The sequence below is a fragment of the Fusobacterium ulcerans genome, from assembly GCF_003019675.1.
GTDB lineage: Bacteria > Fusobacteriota > Fusobacteriia > Fusobacteriales > Fusobacteriaceae > Fusobacterium_A > Fusobacterium_A ulcerans.
Map to the genome: position 1 here is coordinate 2824614 of NZ_CP028105.1, position 17277 is coordinate 2841890.

The 17277-nt window shown below is 31.6% G+C and carries 13 protein-coding genes; all 13 read left to right on the plus strand.

What is annotated here, in order from left to right; translation table 11 throughout:
- Positions 1-141: 141 nt before the first annotated feature.
- The 13 genes from C4N20_RS13040 to C4N20_RS13100 all read left to right on the plus strand — a co-directional run bounded on the left by C4N20_RS13040 (position 142) and on the right by C4N20_RS13100 (position 17248).
- Entirely contained in the window at positions 142-1518 is a 1377-nt protein-coding gene (locus C4N20_RS13040; protein WP_005978018.1) for an AAA family ATPase, read from the plus strand.
- Positions 1502-2191: a hypothetical protein gene (locus C4N20_RS13045; protein WP_005978016.1), complete on the plus strand. Its 690-nt coding sequence runs from the start codon at positions 1502-1504 to the stop codon at positions 2189-2191. Before C4N20_RS13040 ends, C4N20_RS13045 begins: the two co-directional genes overlap by 17 nt.
- A 375-nt stretch (positions 2192-2566) precedes the next feature.
- The gene (locus tag C4N20_RS13050) at positions 2567-3487 is read left to right on the plus strand and encodes a DUF362 domain-containing protein (RefSeq protein ID WP_005978010.1); all 921 of its coding nucleotides are present in this window, start codon (positions 2567-2569) and stop codon (positions 3485-3487) included.
- A 62-nt stretch (positions 3488-3549) separates the two neighbouring features.
- Positions 3550-4671 carry an aldo/keto reductase gene (locus C4N20_RS13055; RefSeq protein WP_005978009.1) on the plus strand — a complete coding sequence of 374 codons (1122 nt, stop codon included), beginning with the start codon at positions 3550-3552 and terminating at the stop codon, positions 4669-4671.
- A gap of 145 nt (positions 4672-4816) precedes the next feature.
- Positions 4817-5563, plus strand: a complete 747-nt coding sequence (larB, locus tag C4N20_RS13060; RefSeq protein WP_005978007.1) for a nickel pincer cofactor biosynthesis protein LarB — start codon at positions 4817-4819, stop codon at positions 5561-5563.
- The gene (larC, locus tag C4N20_RS13065) at positions 5560-6948 is read left to right on the plus strand and encodes a nickel pincer cofactor biosynthesis protein LarC (RefSeq protein WP_005978006.1); all 1389 of its coding nucleotides are present in this window, start codon (positions 5560-5562) and stop codon (positions 6946-6948) included. Before larB ends, larC begins: the two co-directional genes overlap by 4 nt.
- A 2-nt stretch (positions 6949-6950) precedes the next feature.
- On the plus strand, positions 6951-7784 hold the full coding sequence (gene larE / locus C4N20_RS13070; RefSeq protein ID WP_005978004.1) for an ATP-dependent sacrificial sulfur transferase LarE: 834 nt from the start codon (positions 6951-6953) through the stop codon (positions 7782-7784).
- Positions 7785-7786: 2 nt separating this feature from the next.
- Entirely contained in the window at positions 7787-8791 is a 1005-nt protein-coding gene (locus tag C4N20_RS13075) for an energy-coupling factor ABC transporter permease (protein ID WP_005978003.1), read from the plus strand.
- Positions 8784-9551: a cobalt ECF transporter T component CbiQ gene (gene cbiQ / locus C4N20_RS13080; RefSeq protein ID WP_005978001.1), complete on the plus strand. Its 768-nt coding sequence runs from the start codon at positions 8784-8786 to the stop codon at positions 9549-9551. Before C4N20_RS13075 ends, cbiQ begins: the two co-directional genes overlap by 8 nt.
- 18 nt (positions 9552-9569) lie before the next feature.
- A complete protein-coding gene (locus C4N20_RS13085; RefSeq protein ID WP_005977998.1) occupies positions 9570-10298 on the plus strand; it encodes an energy-coupling factor ABC transporter ATP-binding protein in 729 nt (242 codons plus the stop codon).
- A 468-nt stretch (positions 10299-10766) separates the two neighbouring features.
- Positions 10767-12968: a TolC family protein gene (locus C4N20_RS13090; protein ID WP_005977986.1), complete on the plus strand. Its 2202-nt coding sequence runs from the start codon at positions 10767-10769 to the stop codon at positions 12966-12968.
- Positions 12968-14062: an efflux RND transporter periplasmic adaptor subunit gene (locus C4N20_RS13095; RefSeq protein ID WP_005977984.1), complete on the plus strand. Its 1095-nt coding sequence runs from the start codon at positions 12968-12970 to the stop codon at positions 14060-14062. Before C4N20_RS13090 ends, C4N20_RS13095 begins: the two co-directional genes overlap by 1 nt.
- A complete protein-coding gene (locus C4N20_RS13100) occupies positions 14063-17248 on the plus strand; it encodes an efflux RND transporter permease subunit (protein WP_005977982.1) in 3186 nt (1061 codons plus the stop codon).
- Positions 17249-17277: the final 29 nt, after the last annotated feature.

A 17277-nucleotide genomic window follows, 5' to 3' on the forward strand; every position in this document is an offset into this window, starting at 1 on the left:
ATTTAAGAAATAAGTATTTTTCAAATTTTAATTTGAAAAAAGTTAAATTTTGTTACAAAAATTAAAAATAATTGAATTGTTTGAATAAAAATGATAAAATAAATGTGAGAAATTTATCTGAATATTGAAAGAGGTGGTTATATGGAAAGTGTAGTAAGATTGCTGGAAATAAATATTCAAAATATAAAAAATGTAAAAAATGGAAAAGTTGAGCTGTTAAATAATAATATAAAAAAAAGTTTAAAATTGGAAGCTGGAGATGTATTGGGAATATATGGACAAAATGGCTCTGGGAAAACAGCAGTAGTAGATACTTTAGGAATATTAAAAACTATTTTAAGTGGAGATTCTTTAGAGAAATCTTTGAAGGAGTTAATTACTGTAGAAGAAAAAGAGTGTATATTATTTTTTAAATTTTATATAGAAACTTTAGAGAAAAAATATATTGTGGAGTATGAAATAACAATAGAAAAAATAGAAGAAAAAATTCAAATTTCTAATGAAGTTATAAAGTATATTCAATTTGTTGATGGAATATGGGAGAAAAAACAAACTTTAATAGAAGTTCCATATAACAAAGAAATCATTAAACCTAAAAATAGATTTAAAGATATACTTGCAAATAATGAACATAAAATAAATATTAAAGTGGCAGAAGGTATAGCAAGAAAACTAAATATTTCCTTTATTTTTTCTTCTGAAGCTAATGAAATAATGAGGAATATATATGATCCTAAGAATGATTTGTTAGTTATTCTTGATATCTTAAAAAAGTTTGGTAAAATGGATTTGTTTATTGTGTCGAATAAAGAGATAGGAATGATAACACTGAACTTATTGCTGCCATTAAAAATCAAAAGAAATGAAGCTGCTGGAAGTATTCCTATAAATATAGGGCAATCAGAAAATCTAATAATAAATGAAAAAATTTTTGAAGATGTTAAAGATACTATAAAAGAAATAAATATAGTTTTAAAAACTATTATACCAGAACTTCAGCTGGAATTATTTGAACAAAGAAGAGAGCTGGCAAATGATAATGAAATAAATATTGTGGCAGAATTAATAGCAGTAAGAGATAAGAAGAAAATTCCTTTAAGAAATGAATCAGAAGGGATTAAAAGAATTGTGTCTATTTTAGGAGTCATAATAGCTGTATATCATGAAAAAAATATTTGCCTTGTAATAGATGAATTTGATTCTGGAATATTTGAATATCTGCTTGGAGAAATATTGGAAATTTTATCATCAGAAATTAAAGGACAGTTAATCTTTACTTCTCACAATCTTAGAATTCTAGAGAAAATAAATAAAGAAAGTATTTTATTTACTACTAGTAATCCTGAAAATAGATACATAAGATTTAAGTATTTAAAACCAAATAATAATTTAAGAGATATGTATCTTAGAGAACTTATAGTACAGGAACAGGAAGAAGAATTATATAAAGAAACTAATACCTATGATATAAGAAGATCCCTTTATAAAGCTGGTGAGCTTAATGGCAAAAAGAGGTAAGAAAATAATATTATTTTTAGTTGAAGGAATGTCAGATATGGTATCTTTAGAGCTTATACAGAAATTAAATACTAGTAAAGATATTAAATTTCAGATTACCAGAGGGGATGTGACAACTAAACCTGGAATTAAAGTTCAAAATTGTATACTGAAAGTAAATGAAAATATATCAGATTTTTTGAGAGATTCTAAATTAAAAAAACAAGATATAATTTCTATTATTCACATTTTAGATACAGATGGAACCTATATTCCAGATGAAAATATAACTGCTGAATCTTCTTTGGCAGGATTTGTGTATACAACAGCAGGGATTAAAGGACCTACAATAGAAGCTGTATCAGAGAGAAATAGAAGTAAAAAAGATGTACTGGAAAAATTATTAAATACTTCATCTATTCAAGGAATTCCATATAAATTATATTATATGTCTTGTAATTTAGAACATGTATTGTATGATAAATTGGAAATAGTAAGTGATGATGAGAAAAGAAGTTTATCAAATGAATTTGCAGATAAATTCTATGGAAGAGAAAGAGAATTCATAGAATTTATAAATAATCCGATTTTTAAAGTTGAAGGAGATTATAAAGGAACATGGGACTTTATAAAACAAGGTTTAAATTATGTAAATAGATATAGTAATTTCCATTTATTTTTTGAAAATGATTAAATAATAATTGAGAGTAGCTCATAAGCTTAAAATTTAATTTAGCTTTTGAGAGACTCTTTTTTTATTACAGAAAATTAAAAATATAAAAATTTAGAATAAAATGTTTTTTGAGCATGAAACTATATAATCTACAAGCATTTGACTTGAAATTATTATTGAAATAAGAATTCTATTCATCCATATTTTCCAGTCAAATACTGGAGAATTAAGAATGCATATTTAATTTGAAAACTAGATTTAAAAAAAGATTTAAAAAACTTCTTGACTTAGAGTGAACTCTAGGTGCTAGAATTATAAAAAATAGAAAAAGAAATTTTAAAAACAGAGAAGATTTTAAATTATAAGATTGACATTTAGAGAAATAAGGAGGAAGATATGAAAAAGATTATACCTGCATTTATTTTATCAGCAGCAATGGGCTTAACAGCTTATGGTGCTTCAGAAGTTTTTATGACAAAGGATATAAGTTCAGAAGGATTGATGAAAGTATATGAAGCATTAAACAAAAAACCTACAGGTAAAGTGGCAGTAAAAATAAGTACTGGAGAGCCGGGAGGACATAATTTTCTTTCTCCTGATTTGATAAAAAAATTAGTGACAGATGTAAATGGAACGATAGTGGAATGTAATACAGCTTATGGGGGAAGCAGATCAACTACAGCTATGCATATGCAGGTGGCAAAAGATCATGGATTTACAGCTATAGCTCCTGTAGATATTCAAGATGCAGAAGGTTCAATCAGCCTTCCAGTAAAAAATGGAAAACATTTAACAGAGAATTTAGTAGGCTCTCATTTTAAAAATTATGATTCCTATATAGTGATTTCTCACTTTAAGGGACATGCTATGGGAGGATTTGGAGGAGCTATAAAAAATATCTCTATTGGAATTGCTTCAGCTGAAGGAAAAGCTTTGATACACAGTGCAGGAAAAAGCAGAACGAACCCTTGGGGAGGAGCACAAGATCCATTTTTGGAGTCAATGGCTGAGGCAGCAAAAACTGTATCAGATGAACTAGGTGGAAATATGCTTTACATAAATGTAATGAACAGACTTTCGGTAGATTGTGATTGCAGCAGTAATCCAGCAGAACCAGATATGCACGATATAGGAATACTAGCTTCCTTTGATCCAGTAGCTTTAGATAAAGCATGTGTAGATCTCGTATATGCAGCACCTGATGGAAAATCTCTGATAGAACGGATAGAATCAAGAAATGGAACTCTTACTTTAAAGTATGCAGAAGAAATAGAATTGGGAAGCCAGCAGTACAGTCTGGTGAATGTAGATAACTAGTGATAGATAAAATTCTTTAAAAGGTTGAAGTTAAAATATCAAGGATAAAAGGAGAGGTTAATATGGAACAAAAAAAATTAGGATTTGGATTTATGCGTTTACCATTATTAGATAAGGAAAACCTTGAAAGCATTGATTTTGAACAATTAAATAAGATGGTAGATAAGTTTTTAGAAAAAGGATTTACTTACTTTGATACTGCATATATGTATCATAATTCTAAAAGCGAGATAGCATTGAGAGAAACTTTAGTAAAACGTCATGATAGAAATACATTCACAGTAGCTTCAAAATTGCCTACTATGATGTTAAAAGCTGAAGAGGATCTGGAAAGAATATTTAATGAACAGTTGGAAAAATGCGGAGTAGAATATTTTGATTACTATCTTCTTCATAATCTAGGAGTAACAAATTATGAAACAGCTAAAAAATTTGATGCCTTTTCATTTGTTTTGAAGAAAAAGGCAGAGGGAAAAATCAAAAAAGTGGGATTTTCTTTCCACGATACAGCTAACCTATTAGATGAAATACTTACTGCAAATCCTGAAATGGAATTTGTACAGCTTCAGATTAATTATTTAGATTGGGAAACTGAAAGTATTCAGTCAAGAAGATGTTATGAAGTAGCTCAAAAACATAACAAGCCTGTAATTGTAATGGAGCCTGTAAAAGGTGGAGTTTTGGCAAATGTACCAGAAAAAGCAGAGAAAATGCTTAAAGAATATGCACCGGATATGTCAGTAGCATCTTGGGCTATTCGTTTTGCTGCCAGTCAAAAAGATGTAATGATGGTATTGAGTGGAATGTCTGAAATGTCTCAGCTTGAAAACAATACAGACTATATGGCAGACTTCAAACCTTTTACACAAGAAGAGTATGAGTTAATAGATAATGTAGTTAAAATAATTTCTGAATCTATTGCTATACCATGTACAGCCTGTCAATATTGTGTAGAGGGATGTCCTAAAAATATAGCTATCCCAAGCTATTTCTCTCTATATAATAATGAAAAGCAGTCAATAGTAACTGGGACTTTTTCTTTACAGAAACTATATTATACAAATCTAAGTCAAAATCATGGAAAAGCTTCTGATTGCATAGAATGTAAAAAATGTGAAAAAGCTTGTCCTCAACATATTGAGATTGTAAAAGCTTTAAAAGATGTAGCAAAAGCTTTTGAATAATTACTCATAAGGATGTTTTAAAATAGATTATTTAAAAGAGTAAAGACTTACTATATGAAATTAAGTAAATTTTAGATATTTTTTAATCTTCATATGGGAAATGATAAAAATCTTTTGTAAAAAAGTTTAGAAATAAGGAGATAAAATGGAGACACATGAAATATTATCAAAATTAAAGGAAGATAAAATTTCCATAGAAGAAGCAGAGTTATTACTGCGTAGACAGCCTTTTGAAGAAATGGGATTTGCCAAGCTGGATACTCATAGGAAAATAAGATCAGGCTTTTCAGAGGTAATTTTTTGCAGTGGAAAAACTGATGAACATCTTCTCCAGATATTTGGAAAACTATATGAGGAAGATGGGGAAGTTCTTGGAACAAGAACTTCAAAAGATCAGTATGATATGATAAAAAAAGTGTATCCAGAAACTGAATATGATGAAGTATCGCATATAATAAAAATTGAGAAAAAAGATAAAAAGAAAATAGGAAAAATAGTTGTCTGCTCTGCTGGGACAGCAGATATTTCAGTAGCAGAAGAAGCAGCTAAAACAGCAGAATTTTTTGGTTCAAATGTCATAAGACTATATGATGTTGGAGTGAGTGGAATACATAGACTTCTGTCAAAATTAGATATAATTCAAAGTGCAAACTGCATCATTGCAGTAGCTGGAATGGAAGGAGCTTTGGCAGGAGTTCTAGGGGGATTAGTAAATAAACCTGTAATAGCTGTTCCTACATCAATAGGATATGGAGCAAATATGAAAGGACTTTCAGCACTATTGACAATGATAAATTCATGCTCAAATGGAATAGCAGTAGTCAATATTGATAATGGATTTGGTGCTGGATATATAGCTACACAAATTAACAGACTAGGGGAGGGAAGATGAAAAATACATTGTATTTAGAATGCTACAGTGGAATCAGCGGAGATATGACAGTAGCTGCTCTATTGGATTTAGGTGCTGATAGAGAGGTGCTGGAAAAAGCATTGAAATCTCTTCCAGTAGATGGATTTGAAATTAAAATCAGCAAGGTAAAAAAATCAGGACTGGATGTATGTGATTTCAGTGTAATCTTAGATAAAGAGCATGAAAATCATGATCATGATATGGAATATCTTCACGGAGATCATGTACATACTCATGACCATGAGCACGAAGAAGAGGAACATACCCATGAACATGAAGAGAACCATCATGGTCATATACATTTGCATGAGAAATCTCATCAACATGGACGTGTGCATCTGCATAAAAAATCTCATAGCCACACTCATGTACACCTTCACGAACATTCTCATCAGCATGAACACAGAACTTTGACAGGAATATTACATATTATTTCCCATGCAGATATTACTCCAGAAGCTAAGAAGATTGCAGAGAATATTTTTACAATACTGGCAGAAGCAGAGGCAAAGGCTCATGGAGTAGAACTTGATGAGGTGCATTTTCACGAAGTGGGAGCAGTGGATTCTATTGTGGATATAGTTGCAGTGGCAGTTTGTCTGGATAATTTGAATATTACAGATGTAGTATCAACAGAACTTTATGAGGGATACGGATTTGTAAGATGTCAGCATGGAGTGATACCAGTTCCTGTACCAGCAGTGGCAAACATAGCTGAAAAACATGGACTTTCTCTTCATATTACTAATATTGAGGGGGAACTTGTAACTCCTACAGGGGCAGCCATAATAGCAGCTATAAAAAATATAGATAAACTTCCTAAAAAGTTTTCTATTGAAAAGATAGGTATAGGAGCAGGAAAAAGAAATTATGAGAGACCAAGCTTACTTAGAGCTATGCTCATAAAAGATAAAGCTTTTGAAGATAATAAGATTTACAAATTAGAAAGTAATATAGACGATTGTACTGGAGAAATGCTTGGATATGTAATGGAACTCTTATTCAAAGCTGGAGCAAGGGATGTTCACTACATACCAGTCTACATGAAAAAGAATCGTCCTGCTTACCAGTTAAATGTTGTATGTCTGGAAAAAGATATAGAAATTTTAGAAAATATAATTTTTGAGGAAACAACAACAATAGGGATAAGACGTATTCCAGTAGAGAGATCAGTATTAAAAAGAAGAATTGAAAAGATAAGGACATCTCTAGGAGAAGCAGAGGTAAAAATCTGTATGTTAAATGGAAAAGAGAGAGTATATCCTGAATATGAAAGCATTAAGAAAATCTGCTCTGAATATAAAATGAACTTTCAGGAAGTATATCAGCTGATTCAGAGAGAATATAAAGAAATAAAGGGGTAAAAATGAAAACATATGAAGAGAAATGCAGCTATTTGCAGAAATTAATGGAAAAATATACACAGGAAAATGTTGTTGTGGCATTTTCAGGTGGAGTAGACAGCAGCCTTCTTCTTAAAACTGCATGTATAAATGCTGTAAAAAATGGAACAAAAGTCTTTGCTGTTACAATGCATACTACTCTTCATACAATGAATGAAATAGAAAGCTCAAAAGAAACTGCTGGAGAAGTAGGAGCAGAGCATTTAATAATAAGTGTTGATGAATTAAAAGAAGCTGGAATAGAGAATAATCCAGTAGAGAGATGCTATTTGTGCAAGAAGTATCTTTTCCAAAAGATGAAGGATAAAGCTGAAAGCTTGGGAGTTAAAATTATTTTAGATGGAACAAATGAAGATGATCTCCATATGTTCAGACCGGGATTGAAGGCATTGAAAGAGCTGGAAATAAAAAGTCCATTGGCAGAATCAGATTTTTCTAAGACCGATGTAAGAAAACTTGCAGAAGAGTATGGACTGTCAGTGTCTAAAAAACCATCTACTCCATGTCTTGCTACAAGATTTCCTTATGGAAGCAGACTGTCATATGAGGAAATGAAGAAAGTAGAAAAAGGTGAGGACTTTCTTAAAAATTTAGGGCTATACAATGTAAGATTGAGAATACATAATGACATTGCTCGAATAGAAGTAGATAAGGAAGATATAGTGAAAATAGTAGTATACAAAGAAGCAATTATATCTTATCTAAAAGAGTTGGGATATAGGTATATCACTCTCGACTTAGAAGGATTTCGTTCTGGAAGTATGGACTATTTTTTAGAAAATAAGAGGGAGGGATAATTATGCATATGGCAGATGCATTAATTGCACCAACAGTAGCTGGAGCTATGTATATCTTTTCAGCAGGAGCTGCAAGATATTCAATGAAAAAGCTCAGCTTGGAAAATGATCCTAAAAAAATTCCATTGATGGGAATAATGGGAGCTTTTGTATTTGCTGCCCAAATGATAAATTTTACTATTCCGGGAACAGGCTCTTCAGGACATCTATGTGGAGGAATGCTTTTATCAGCAGTACTAGGTCCCTATGCAGGGTTTTTAACAATGATAGGAGTTTTATTTATTCAATGCCTTTTATTTGCTGATGGAGGAATATTAGCTTTTGGTGCTAATGTTTGGAACATGGCTTTTTATGGGTGCTTTATTGGAGCTATGATCATATGGAAATATACTATGGCAAAGGGAATAACTAAAAAGAAAATTATTTTTGCTTCTGTACTTGGTTCTATTTTAACTCTACAGCTTGGAGCTTTTTCTGTAACTTTGCAGACGCTAGCTTCAAATATTACAGAGCTTCCATTTGCAGTTTTTGTTTCAACTATGCAGCCTATCCATCTGGCTATTGGATTGGTGGAAGGATTGATTACAGCATCTGTACTGTGTTTTGTGTATGAAGCAAGACCAGAACTTTTATGGAAAGGAAAGGACATATCACTGGAAAAGGAAGGAAAAGTATCGTATAAAAATACAATAATTATTTTAGCAGCAGCAGCTTCTGTTATAGGAGGGCTGTTATCATTAATGGCTTCTTCACATCCAGACGGACTGGAATGGTCTATTGAAAAAATAGCTGGTTCTACAGAATTAGCTTCATCAGGAATAGCATATGAAGCAGCTGAAAAAATACAAGGAATAACAGCACTGTTCCCAGATTATTCTTTCAAGGGTTCTGAATCAATTTTAGGAACATCATTCTCAGGAATATTTGGTGGAATAGCAGTAATAGTTTTGTGTATTGTCAGCTGCTATCTCTTCAATTTCTTCAAAGGAAAATCTGAAAATGAGTAAAGTAAATGAGGCAATACATACTATACACTATCTGGATAGAATGTCATTGCAAAATAAATGGATTAATAATATTCATCCATTAGCTAAAATGATTGTCACTTTCTTTTATATATATGCTTTAATATCTTTTCATAAGTATGATTTAATTAGACTGCTGGGAATGAGTACATATATATTTGCTGTTTTTATTTTGGGAAATGTGTCATTAAAACAAAGCATAAAGCAGTTGAGAGCAGTTCTTGTAATTGTATGCGTTATTGGAATAGCCAATCCTTTTTTTGATAAAAAAGTCCTTATAGATATAGGTACAGTGAAAATTACTGGTGGAGTAATATCTATGATGACATTGATGATAAAAGGGATACTGGCTGTTCTTGCATCATATTTTCTTATAGTTGTAACTTCTATAGAAGAGATATGTTATGCTTTGAGAATTATTCATGTTCCAAAAGTATTTGTGACCCTTGTGCTTCTTATTTACAGATATATTATTCTCTTTCTAAAAGAAGTAGAGAGAATGACACTGGCATATGAGCTTCGTGCCCCAAACCAAAAGGGAATACATATAAAAGTATGGGGATCTATGGTTGGAATGCTCCTTTTACGAAGTATAGACAGAGCCCAGATAGTTTATGAAAGTATGCTGTTAAGGGGATTCGATGGAGAGTTTAAAAGAAAACCTTCTAAAGAACCCTTGATGAAAAGTTATCTCTACTGCATATTTTGGATTGGGGTAATAGGAATTTTGAGATTTTATTAAAATTATGTGGAGGCATAAATGGAGAGAATAAAAATAGAACAGCTTACTTTTTCCTATGGAGGATTTAAAGAAGTTCTCTCAGATATCAACTTAAAAATATCTGAAGGGGAAACAATAGGAATCATAGGAGAAAATGGGGCTGGGAAATCTACTCTTTTAAAACTGATAATAGGTCTGCTCTCTGATTATACTGGAAAAATAGAAATAGATGGAACAGAGGTAAAGAAATCTACTTTATCAGATATACGAAAAAAAATCGGCTATGTATTTCAGGATTCTGACAGTCAGCTTTTTATGTCAAATGTATATGAAGATATAGCCTTTGCTCCACGTAATTATGGATATTCAGAGGAAGAAGTGGAAAAGTGTGTTGCTAAAGCTATGGAAATGGTCAACATAGAAAATCTCAAAGACAGAATGATTTATCAGTTGTCAGGAGGGCAGAAAAAACTTGTTTCTCTCGCTACAATTCTTTCAATAGAACCAGAAATCATATTATTTGATGAGCCTTCTGTAGCTCTTGACCCTAAAAATAGAAGAAATTTGATAAATATTTTAAACTCCATAAAGGGTATAAAGATAATTGCTTCTCATGATTTAGATATGATACTTGATACTTGCAACAGGGCAATTCTCATATCAAAGGGAAAGATAATAAAAGATGGAAATACAGAAAATATATTGTCAGACAAAAACTTGCTGGAAGAGAATGGTTTGGAACTTCCCCTATCTTTTGGAAGAAAATAAATAGCCAAACAAAAAATTTTTTGATAAAAGTTCTTTAGTTTAAAGAAAGGAACTGATTAGAGAAAGATTTGAGCAAAAGAAAAAGCTTGAAATAGCGTATTAAATATAGTATTATTTACTCAGGTTGTTAATTTAATGTTTGTTTTGTGAAAAAATGAACAAGAGAAGATAACTTGCATGAATGTGTTTACTCCAAAAACTACATTCTTACTTCTTAGAAAAAATATAGTTTAGAAAAAGAGAAGCTATTGTAAAAATAGCTTCTTTTTTTGTTGTAAAAAGATAAAATCTGAAAAATAAAAAAGGAAAGTTTTATTTATTTCTAATGACCTAAATATCAATCCCTGTTTGTTCACAATGAAAAGATGTTGTGAATAAAGTAAAAACAGAAAATAAAATCAGGGTATTTGATAACTATTTTTGAATTGATAAGAAATAAAATTTAAATAATGGAGGTAAAAATTTTTTATGAAAAGGAAGATTTTAATCTTATCTGGGCTCATACTTTGGAGCTTATGTGTTTTTTCGAAAGATTTGGATGTAGGAGTTATATTTGATAATAATTCAAATTTTTCTCAAAATATAAAGGAACTCCTGCAAAAAGAACTGGATAAAGATTTTTCAAAGACAGGATATATTCCTAAAATATCCAAGGTGAATTATCTTGGTAAAAATAATTTGGAGCAGGTATTAAAAGAAATGAGCAGAGATAAAGAACTGGATTCTATCTTTGTATTCAGCAGTTCAAAACTTGGGAGTTATAAGGAATTAAACAAAAATAAGCTGTATTTTTTCCCATTGAATTTTGAAAAAAGTCAAAAAGCTGTACCTAAAAATGTGAGCTATATCTATGGAGAATTAAATCTAGATAAAGGAATAAAGATAATAAAGGAAATACCGGGGGTCTCTGAAATAAATATAGCTGTATCTAATTTATCTGACAATGATATGAAGAAAGTGGGAGAAAAGTATCAAAATAGTTCTGTCAGAATAAATATTCAAAAAGCCACTAGAGAATTTTTAGAGGAATCTGAAAGAGAAAATGTTCCCACTCTTTTAGCTGATTATGAAAATTCTTTAGATAAATATGCTTTCATGGGCTACAACATGAATGATGAACTTGGAAAAAGAATTAAAGCTTCTGTACTAAACTATATTTATTTTAAAACAGGAGATGGAATCAGCAAGATAGAAAAAATAACTTCTCCAGAGGGAGAACTCTTTTACAATGAAGAGGTTGGAATACAAATTGGTTACAGTCTTCCTCTAAGCGTAATGCAAGAAGTATCAGTTATAAATAAAAAGAAAGTGGAATTAAAGAAGTTAGATTTAAAAAGTGCTGTAGAAATTGGATTGAAAAACAACCTTGAAATTCTGAAAAAGAATCAGGATCTGACAACAAGCAAATATGATGTAAATGTAAGTAATTCATATAGATTACCTCAGTTATCAGCAAATATAGACGGAACATTTCTGGATAAAAAGAGTAATGATGTGGTATTTAACAAAGCACAGCAGAACTCAGCAAAATCATATTTGCAGCTATCTCAAGTGATTTATAGTGAGCAGCTGAATACAAATGTATATCTTTCAAAATTGGCTATGGAAAGCAAGAGGTCTGATCTGGAGCAGCAGAAGCTGGATATTATTTATTACATATCTTCTACTTATCTGAATATTCTGCAATTAAATGCACAGTTGAAAATACAGGAGAGCAATTATGATCTCCTTAAAGAAAGTCTGAAAATAGCAAATATAAATTATAAAGTAGGAGCAGGGGGAGTACAGGATATCTACAGATTGGAATCAAGTGTTTCTGAAGCTTATTCAAATATCGTCTCTGTAAAAAATCAGATAAGGCAGTCAACTATCCAGTTAAATACTTATCTTGATCTTCCTAAAAATCAGCAGTACGCTTTTGAAGAGCTGGAAAATATATCAAGATATTTTGTATTCAATAGAAATTTCAGCAGTTTCTTTGTAAACAGTGAAAAAAATGATGCTATTGAGCAGTTCCTTTTTGAAGGAGCATTAAAAAACTCTAATAATCTGAATATTATAGAAAATGAGATAAAAGGAAAGAAAAGGGAATATTCATCAGCAGGAAGAGAGAGAATAATTCCTAAAATAGAAGCCTTTGCTCAATACAATAAAGACAATATGATAGAGCCATGGGGGAAAAATAGAAATTATCCACCTAATGGTGAAGATGAATATTGGCAGGCTGGTGTGAAGATAACTCTTCCTCTTATTTCAGGAGGAGAGATACACTATAAAAGAAAATCTCTTCAAAGTGAGATAGATTCATTAAACTATACTAAAAAAATAACAGAATCTCAATTATCACAGGCAGTGTCTCAATCTTTCAATGAATTTCTAACTAACTATATACAAACCTATACTTCTAAACAGGCAGCAGAAGCAGCAGAAAAAAATATGAAGATAGTAAAAAATCTTTATTCAAATGGAAGTATAAATATTACAGATTTTTTAGATGCTCAGAATAATGCATTGTCTCAACGTTTAGAAAATACAATAAAAAATTATAGTCTTCTGAACTCTATATTAAAGTTAGAAAATCTATATGGAAAATCATCTCTGACAATGGCTCAAAATGAAAAAGAGCAGTTGAGGAATCAATTATCCAGCATTTTAAAGGAGTATAAATAATGAAAAAGCAAATATTAATAATATCAATTTTAGCATTGGCAGTAAGTGCCTGTGGAAAAAAGGAACAGGAATATAAATATGACATGGCTGTAAGACCTGTTGTATATAAAATTGCAAAGAAAACTGATGAAAACATTCCTAAAAATTATGTGGGAGTGATAAAATCCCAAGCGTTATCAAGCCTTAGCTTCAGAGTATCTGGAACTATTGAAAAAAGGACAGCACAGCTTGGAGATCATGTAAAAAAAGGAGAAGTATTGGCAGCTCTTGACCCAACAGAATATAAAGTAAATTATCAAAAAGCTCTGGCAGAACTGGAAAAAGGAAGAGCAGGATATACAGAAGCAAGGTCAAGCTATGAAAGAGCACAGGCTTTATATTTAGAAAACAGTATATCAAAAGCCAGTTATGATAATGCAGTGGCTTCATACAGATCAGCAGCTGCAACAATGAATGCTTTAAAAAATAGTGTTGATCTGGCAAAAATTCAACTGGGATATACAGAGCTTAAGGCTCCAGCAGAAGGAACTATTGGAGAGGTAAAAAGTGAAGTTAATCAATCTGTAAGTCCGCAAACTCCAGTATTTATATTGAATACTTCTGGAGATAAAACAGTAGAATTTAATGTTTCTGAAACAGCAGTACCTACTTTGAAAGAGGGAGAAAAGGTACTGGTAACTATAGATTTTATTCCAGGAGCACTTATTACTGGGAAGATAACTAATATAGGAACTGTATCAAATGAATTTGGAAATACTTATCCTGTAAAGGCTAAACTGGAAGATGTTCCTGAAAATGTGAGAGTGGGAATGACTGCAAATGTACTTTTAGAGTCTAAGGAAAAAGAGAATATAACAGTTCCATTTGAAGCAATATTAAAGGATTCAGAGAACAGACCATATGTTTATATAATCACTGATATAAATGATGAAATAGGACATGCTGATAAAAGATTGGTAAAAACTGGAGAGATAAATCAAAATGGGATAGAGATACTTGATGGGGTACAATCTGGAGAATATATAATTATAAAAGGAGTTTCACAGATTCAAAATGGTCAGGAAGTTTCTCTGTTGGAAGGAGTGAAAAATTAGATGAAACTTACAGATGTAGCTTTAAAAAACAAAGTAACTACCTATCTGATATTTATAACTCTTCTTTTGGTGGGGTATATGTCATATGAAAAGTCAGAAAAATCAGAGGATCCGGGGTTTACAGTAAAGGTAGCTCTCATAACAACTAACTGGCCGGGGGCGACTTCTAAACAGATGGCTGATTTAGTAAGTAAAAAGATAGCAGATCAGATACAAAATATAGAAACTTTGGATTATGTAGATTCAAAAAATATACCGGGGCAGTCAAATGTTTATGTAAATATTAAAAGCGGAAACAGAGATTTAGTTCCAATCTGGCAGGAGCTGAGGAACAGAATAAATACTTTTGTTGTACCTGCTCTTCCAGAGGGAGTGCAGACACCAATAATTAATACATATTTTGGAGATATATATGGTACACTCCTCACAATAAGCGGGGATAGTTATTCCTATGAGGAACTGTATAAGACAGCTGAAAATCTGAAAGCGAAGCTTCTGTTTTCAGTGCCGCAAATAGGAAGAATAGATATAAGTGGAGTACAAAATGAAGTTATCTATGTAAAAGTGGATAATGAAAGGCTTTCACAATCTAAAATATCAATGAGCAATATAATAGAAACACTTCAAAATGTCAATGTAATAGAAAATGGAGGAGATGTAGTATCTGATGATTACAGAATAAAAATATCTCCAACAGGAAATTTTAAAAATATAAAAGATATAGAAAATACTATAATAACAGATTCAAATGGGCAAAATGCTATTTATCTGAAAGAAATAGCCAAAGTGGAAAAAACTTATCAGGATCCTTCTGATTATATGATTTCATATAATGGAGATAAAGCTATAACATTGGGAGTATCTCTTGGAGATAAAGAAGATGTCTTGGTAATGAGCAAAGGAATAAAAAGTGTTTTGAAAGACTTTAAGAGTAAACTTCCCATTGGAATAGAAGTTGGACAGATTTATTATCAGCCGGATCTGGTGCAGGATAAAGTAACTTCTTTCATAGCTAACTTGGTGCAGGCAATAGTGACAATAGTAATTGTAATGCTTCTATGTCTGGGACTTCGTTCTGGATTAATAGTAGCAGCACTGACACCAACATCTATTGCTTTCACTATAATTGGATTATACTATCTCGGCTATGGAATAAATCAGATAACACTGGCAGGTTTGATAATTGCTCTGGGAATGCTGGTAGATAACGCAGTAGTGATGTCGGAAAATATAATGGTGCTGATGCAGGAGGGGAAAAGCAGGATGGATGCCTGTCTGGAATCTGGTAAAATGCTAGCTGTTCCTCTTCTTGTAAGTTCTCTTACTACAATAGTAGCCTTTTCTCCCATTATATTAAATAAAGAGAATATGGGAGAATATGTAGGACCTCTTACAATAGTTGTACTCCTTGCACTCCTTGGTTCTTGGCTTATTAATCAGACCCTTATTCCGTTACTGTGTTATGATTTTCTGAAAGTAAAATCTGGAAGCAAGCAGAATATGGATTCCAAGCCTTATCTTATTTACAGAAAAGTTCTTACAACATTGTTGAAGAATAAAAAGATATCTATATGTGCAACCATAGGAGCTTTCTGCCTTGGACTTGTACTTTTAGGAGTAGTACCTAAAAACTTTATGCCGGATTCTACAGACCCTGTAATGTCTACATATATAAGAATGCCAAAAGGTACAGATATCAATCGTACAGCAGAAGTGGTAAATGACTTAAATGAATTTATAAAGAAAAATTACAGTACTGGGGAGCAGGAACCCCTTTCTCCTTCTTTGTGGAACTATATAACTACTGGAGGTACAGATAAAAAATATAAGAAACAGGGAATATTGAGCTGGGGAATATTTATAGGGGGAGGAGCTCCTAAATATTCTACAAGTTATCAGCCTGAAACAAGGCTTCCAGAATATGCCTATGTAATGTACAATGTCACAGACTATAGAATAATAAAAAAACTAAGTTCTGAAATTAATCTATATATGCAGAGTAAATATCCTGGAATAGATATAACTACTAAAGGTATGGGAAGCGGAGTATCTTTAGAAAAAGATTTAGGATATGTATTTGTTTCAGATAATGTAGAGCTGCTGAAAAAAGTATCAAAGGAATTTGAAGAAAAAATAAAAACAGTAAAAGGTATAAGAGCTGTAAGCAATAACTGGGGAAATGATGTTCCTAGAATAACAATAAATATAAATCAGGAAAAAGCTAAAAAAGCTGGTCTGTCAAATAGTGTAGTTGGAAAAACTCTTCAATTTATATTACAGGGAACAAATGCCACTGTATATAGAAATTTTGAAGCTCCCCCAAAAAGTACTATTATTCCTGTAATGCTTAAAGGGAGCAGATCATATAAAGATGATATTACAAATATAGAGACTATACAGTTTATGACTCCATCAGGAGTGTCAGTACCGCTTAACCAGATAGCAGATATTAAAGTGGAATATGTTCCAGACTTTGTGTATACAAGGGATATGTCATATGGAATAGAAGTAGATGCTGGAATACAAGATGGATATACTCCACCAGAAGTGAATGATGAAATAATTCCGTGGCTCACTGAAAAATTAAAGGAGTGGGGTCCAGAGATTAAATATTATCCAGCAGGTATAATGAAAACTTCTTCTGAAAATGAGGGAGCATTGTTTCAAGCTGTTCCAACAGCATTACTTGTTATGTTTTTACTGGTAATAGGACAGTTTAATTCTGTAAAAAAAGGATTGTCAATAATGCTTGTAATTCCTTTATCTATACCAGGGATAGCAGTAGGACTTTTATGTACAAATACCCAGCTTGGATTTATGGCTATTATAGGAATAATTTCACTGGCAGGGGTAGTTTTGAATCATGCTATTATTCTTGTGGATAAAATGACTATAGAAAAAGATGATATAGGAAGAAATGATCAGGATGCAATAGTGTTTGGATGTCAGTCAAGATTGAGACCAATATTTTTAACAGTTGCCACTACACTTATGGGGCTTATGCCTCTGTATTTCTTTGGAGGACCTTTGTTTCAGCCTTTGGCAGTAGTATTGATATTTGGGCTGGCAACTGATACAGTACTGGCTCTTGGAATAATTCCTGTAATATATGCACTATTCTTTAAAGTAGATTTTAAAGATTATGTCTATGATGGGAAAAAATTAGAAATGGAAAGTAAAGAATAATAAAACAGGTGTTGATACTTTTTTAGTAC

Coding starts and splice junctions, on each gene's coding strand:
- C4N20_RS13040 (WP_005978018.1), top strand. CDS start 142: ATGGAAAGTGTAGTAAGATTGCTGGAAATAAATATTCAAAATATAAAA.
- C4N20_RS13045 (WP_005978016.1), top strand. CDS start 1,502: ATGGCAAAAAGAGGTAAGAAAATAATATTATTTTTAGTTGAAGGAATG.
- C4N20_RS13050 (WP_005978010.1), top strand. CDS start 2,567: ATGAAAAAGATTATACCTGCATTTATTTTATCAGCAGCAATGGGCTTA.
- C4N20_RS13055 (WP_005978009.1), top strand. CDS start 3,550: ATGGAACAAAAAAAATTAGGATTTGGATTTATGCGTTTACCATTATTA.
- larB (WP_005978007.1), top strand. CDS start 4,817: ATGGAGACACATGAAATATTATCAAAATTAAAGGAAGATAAAATTTCC.
- larC (WP_005978006.1), top strand. CDS start 5,560: ATGAAAAATACATTGTATTTAGAATGCTACAGTGGAATCAGCGGAGAT.
- larE (WP_005978004.1), top strand. CDS start 6,951: ATGAAAACATATGAAGAGAAATGCAGCTATTTGCAGAAATTAATGGAA.
- C4N20_RS13075 (WP_005978003.1), top strand. CDS start 7,787: ATGCATATGGCAGATGCATTAATTGCACCAACAGTAGCTGGAGCTATG.
- cbiQ (WP_005978001.1), top strand. CDS start 8,784: ATGAGTAAAGTAAATGAGGCAATACATACTATACACTATCTGGATAGA.
- C4N20_RS13085 (WP_005977998.1), top strand. CDS start 9,570: ATGGAGAGAATAAAAATAGAACAGCTTACTTTTTCCTATGGAGGATTT.
- C4N20_RS13090 (WP_005977986.1), top strand. CDS start 10,767: ATGAAAAGGAAGATTTTAATCTTATCTGGGCTCATACTTTGGAGCTTA.
- C4N20_RS13095 (WP_005977984.1), top strand. CDS start 12,968: ATGAAAAAGCAAATATTAATAATATCAATTTTAGCATTGGCAGTAAGT.
- C4N20_RS13100 (WP_005977982.1), top strand. CDS start 14,063: ATGAAACTTACAGATGTAGCTTTAAAAAACAAAGTAACTACCTATCTG.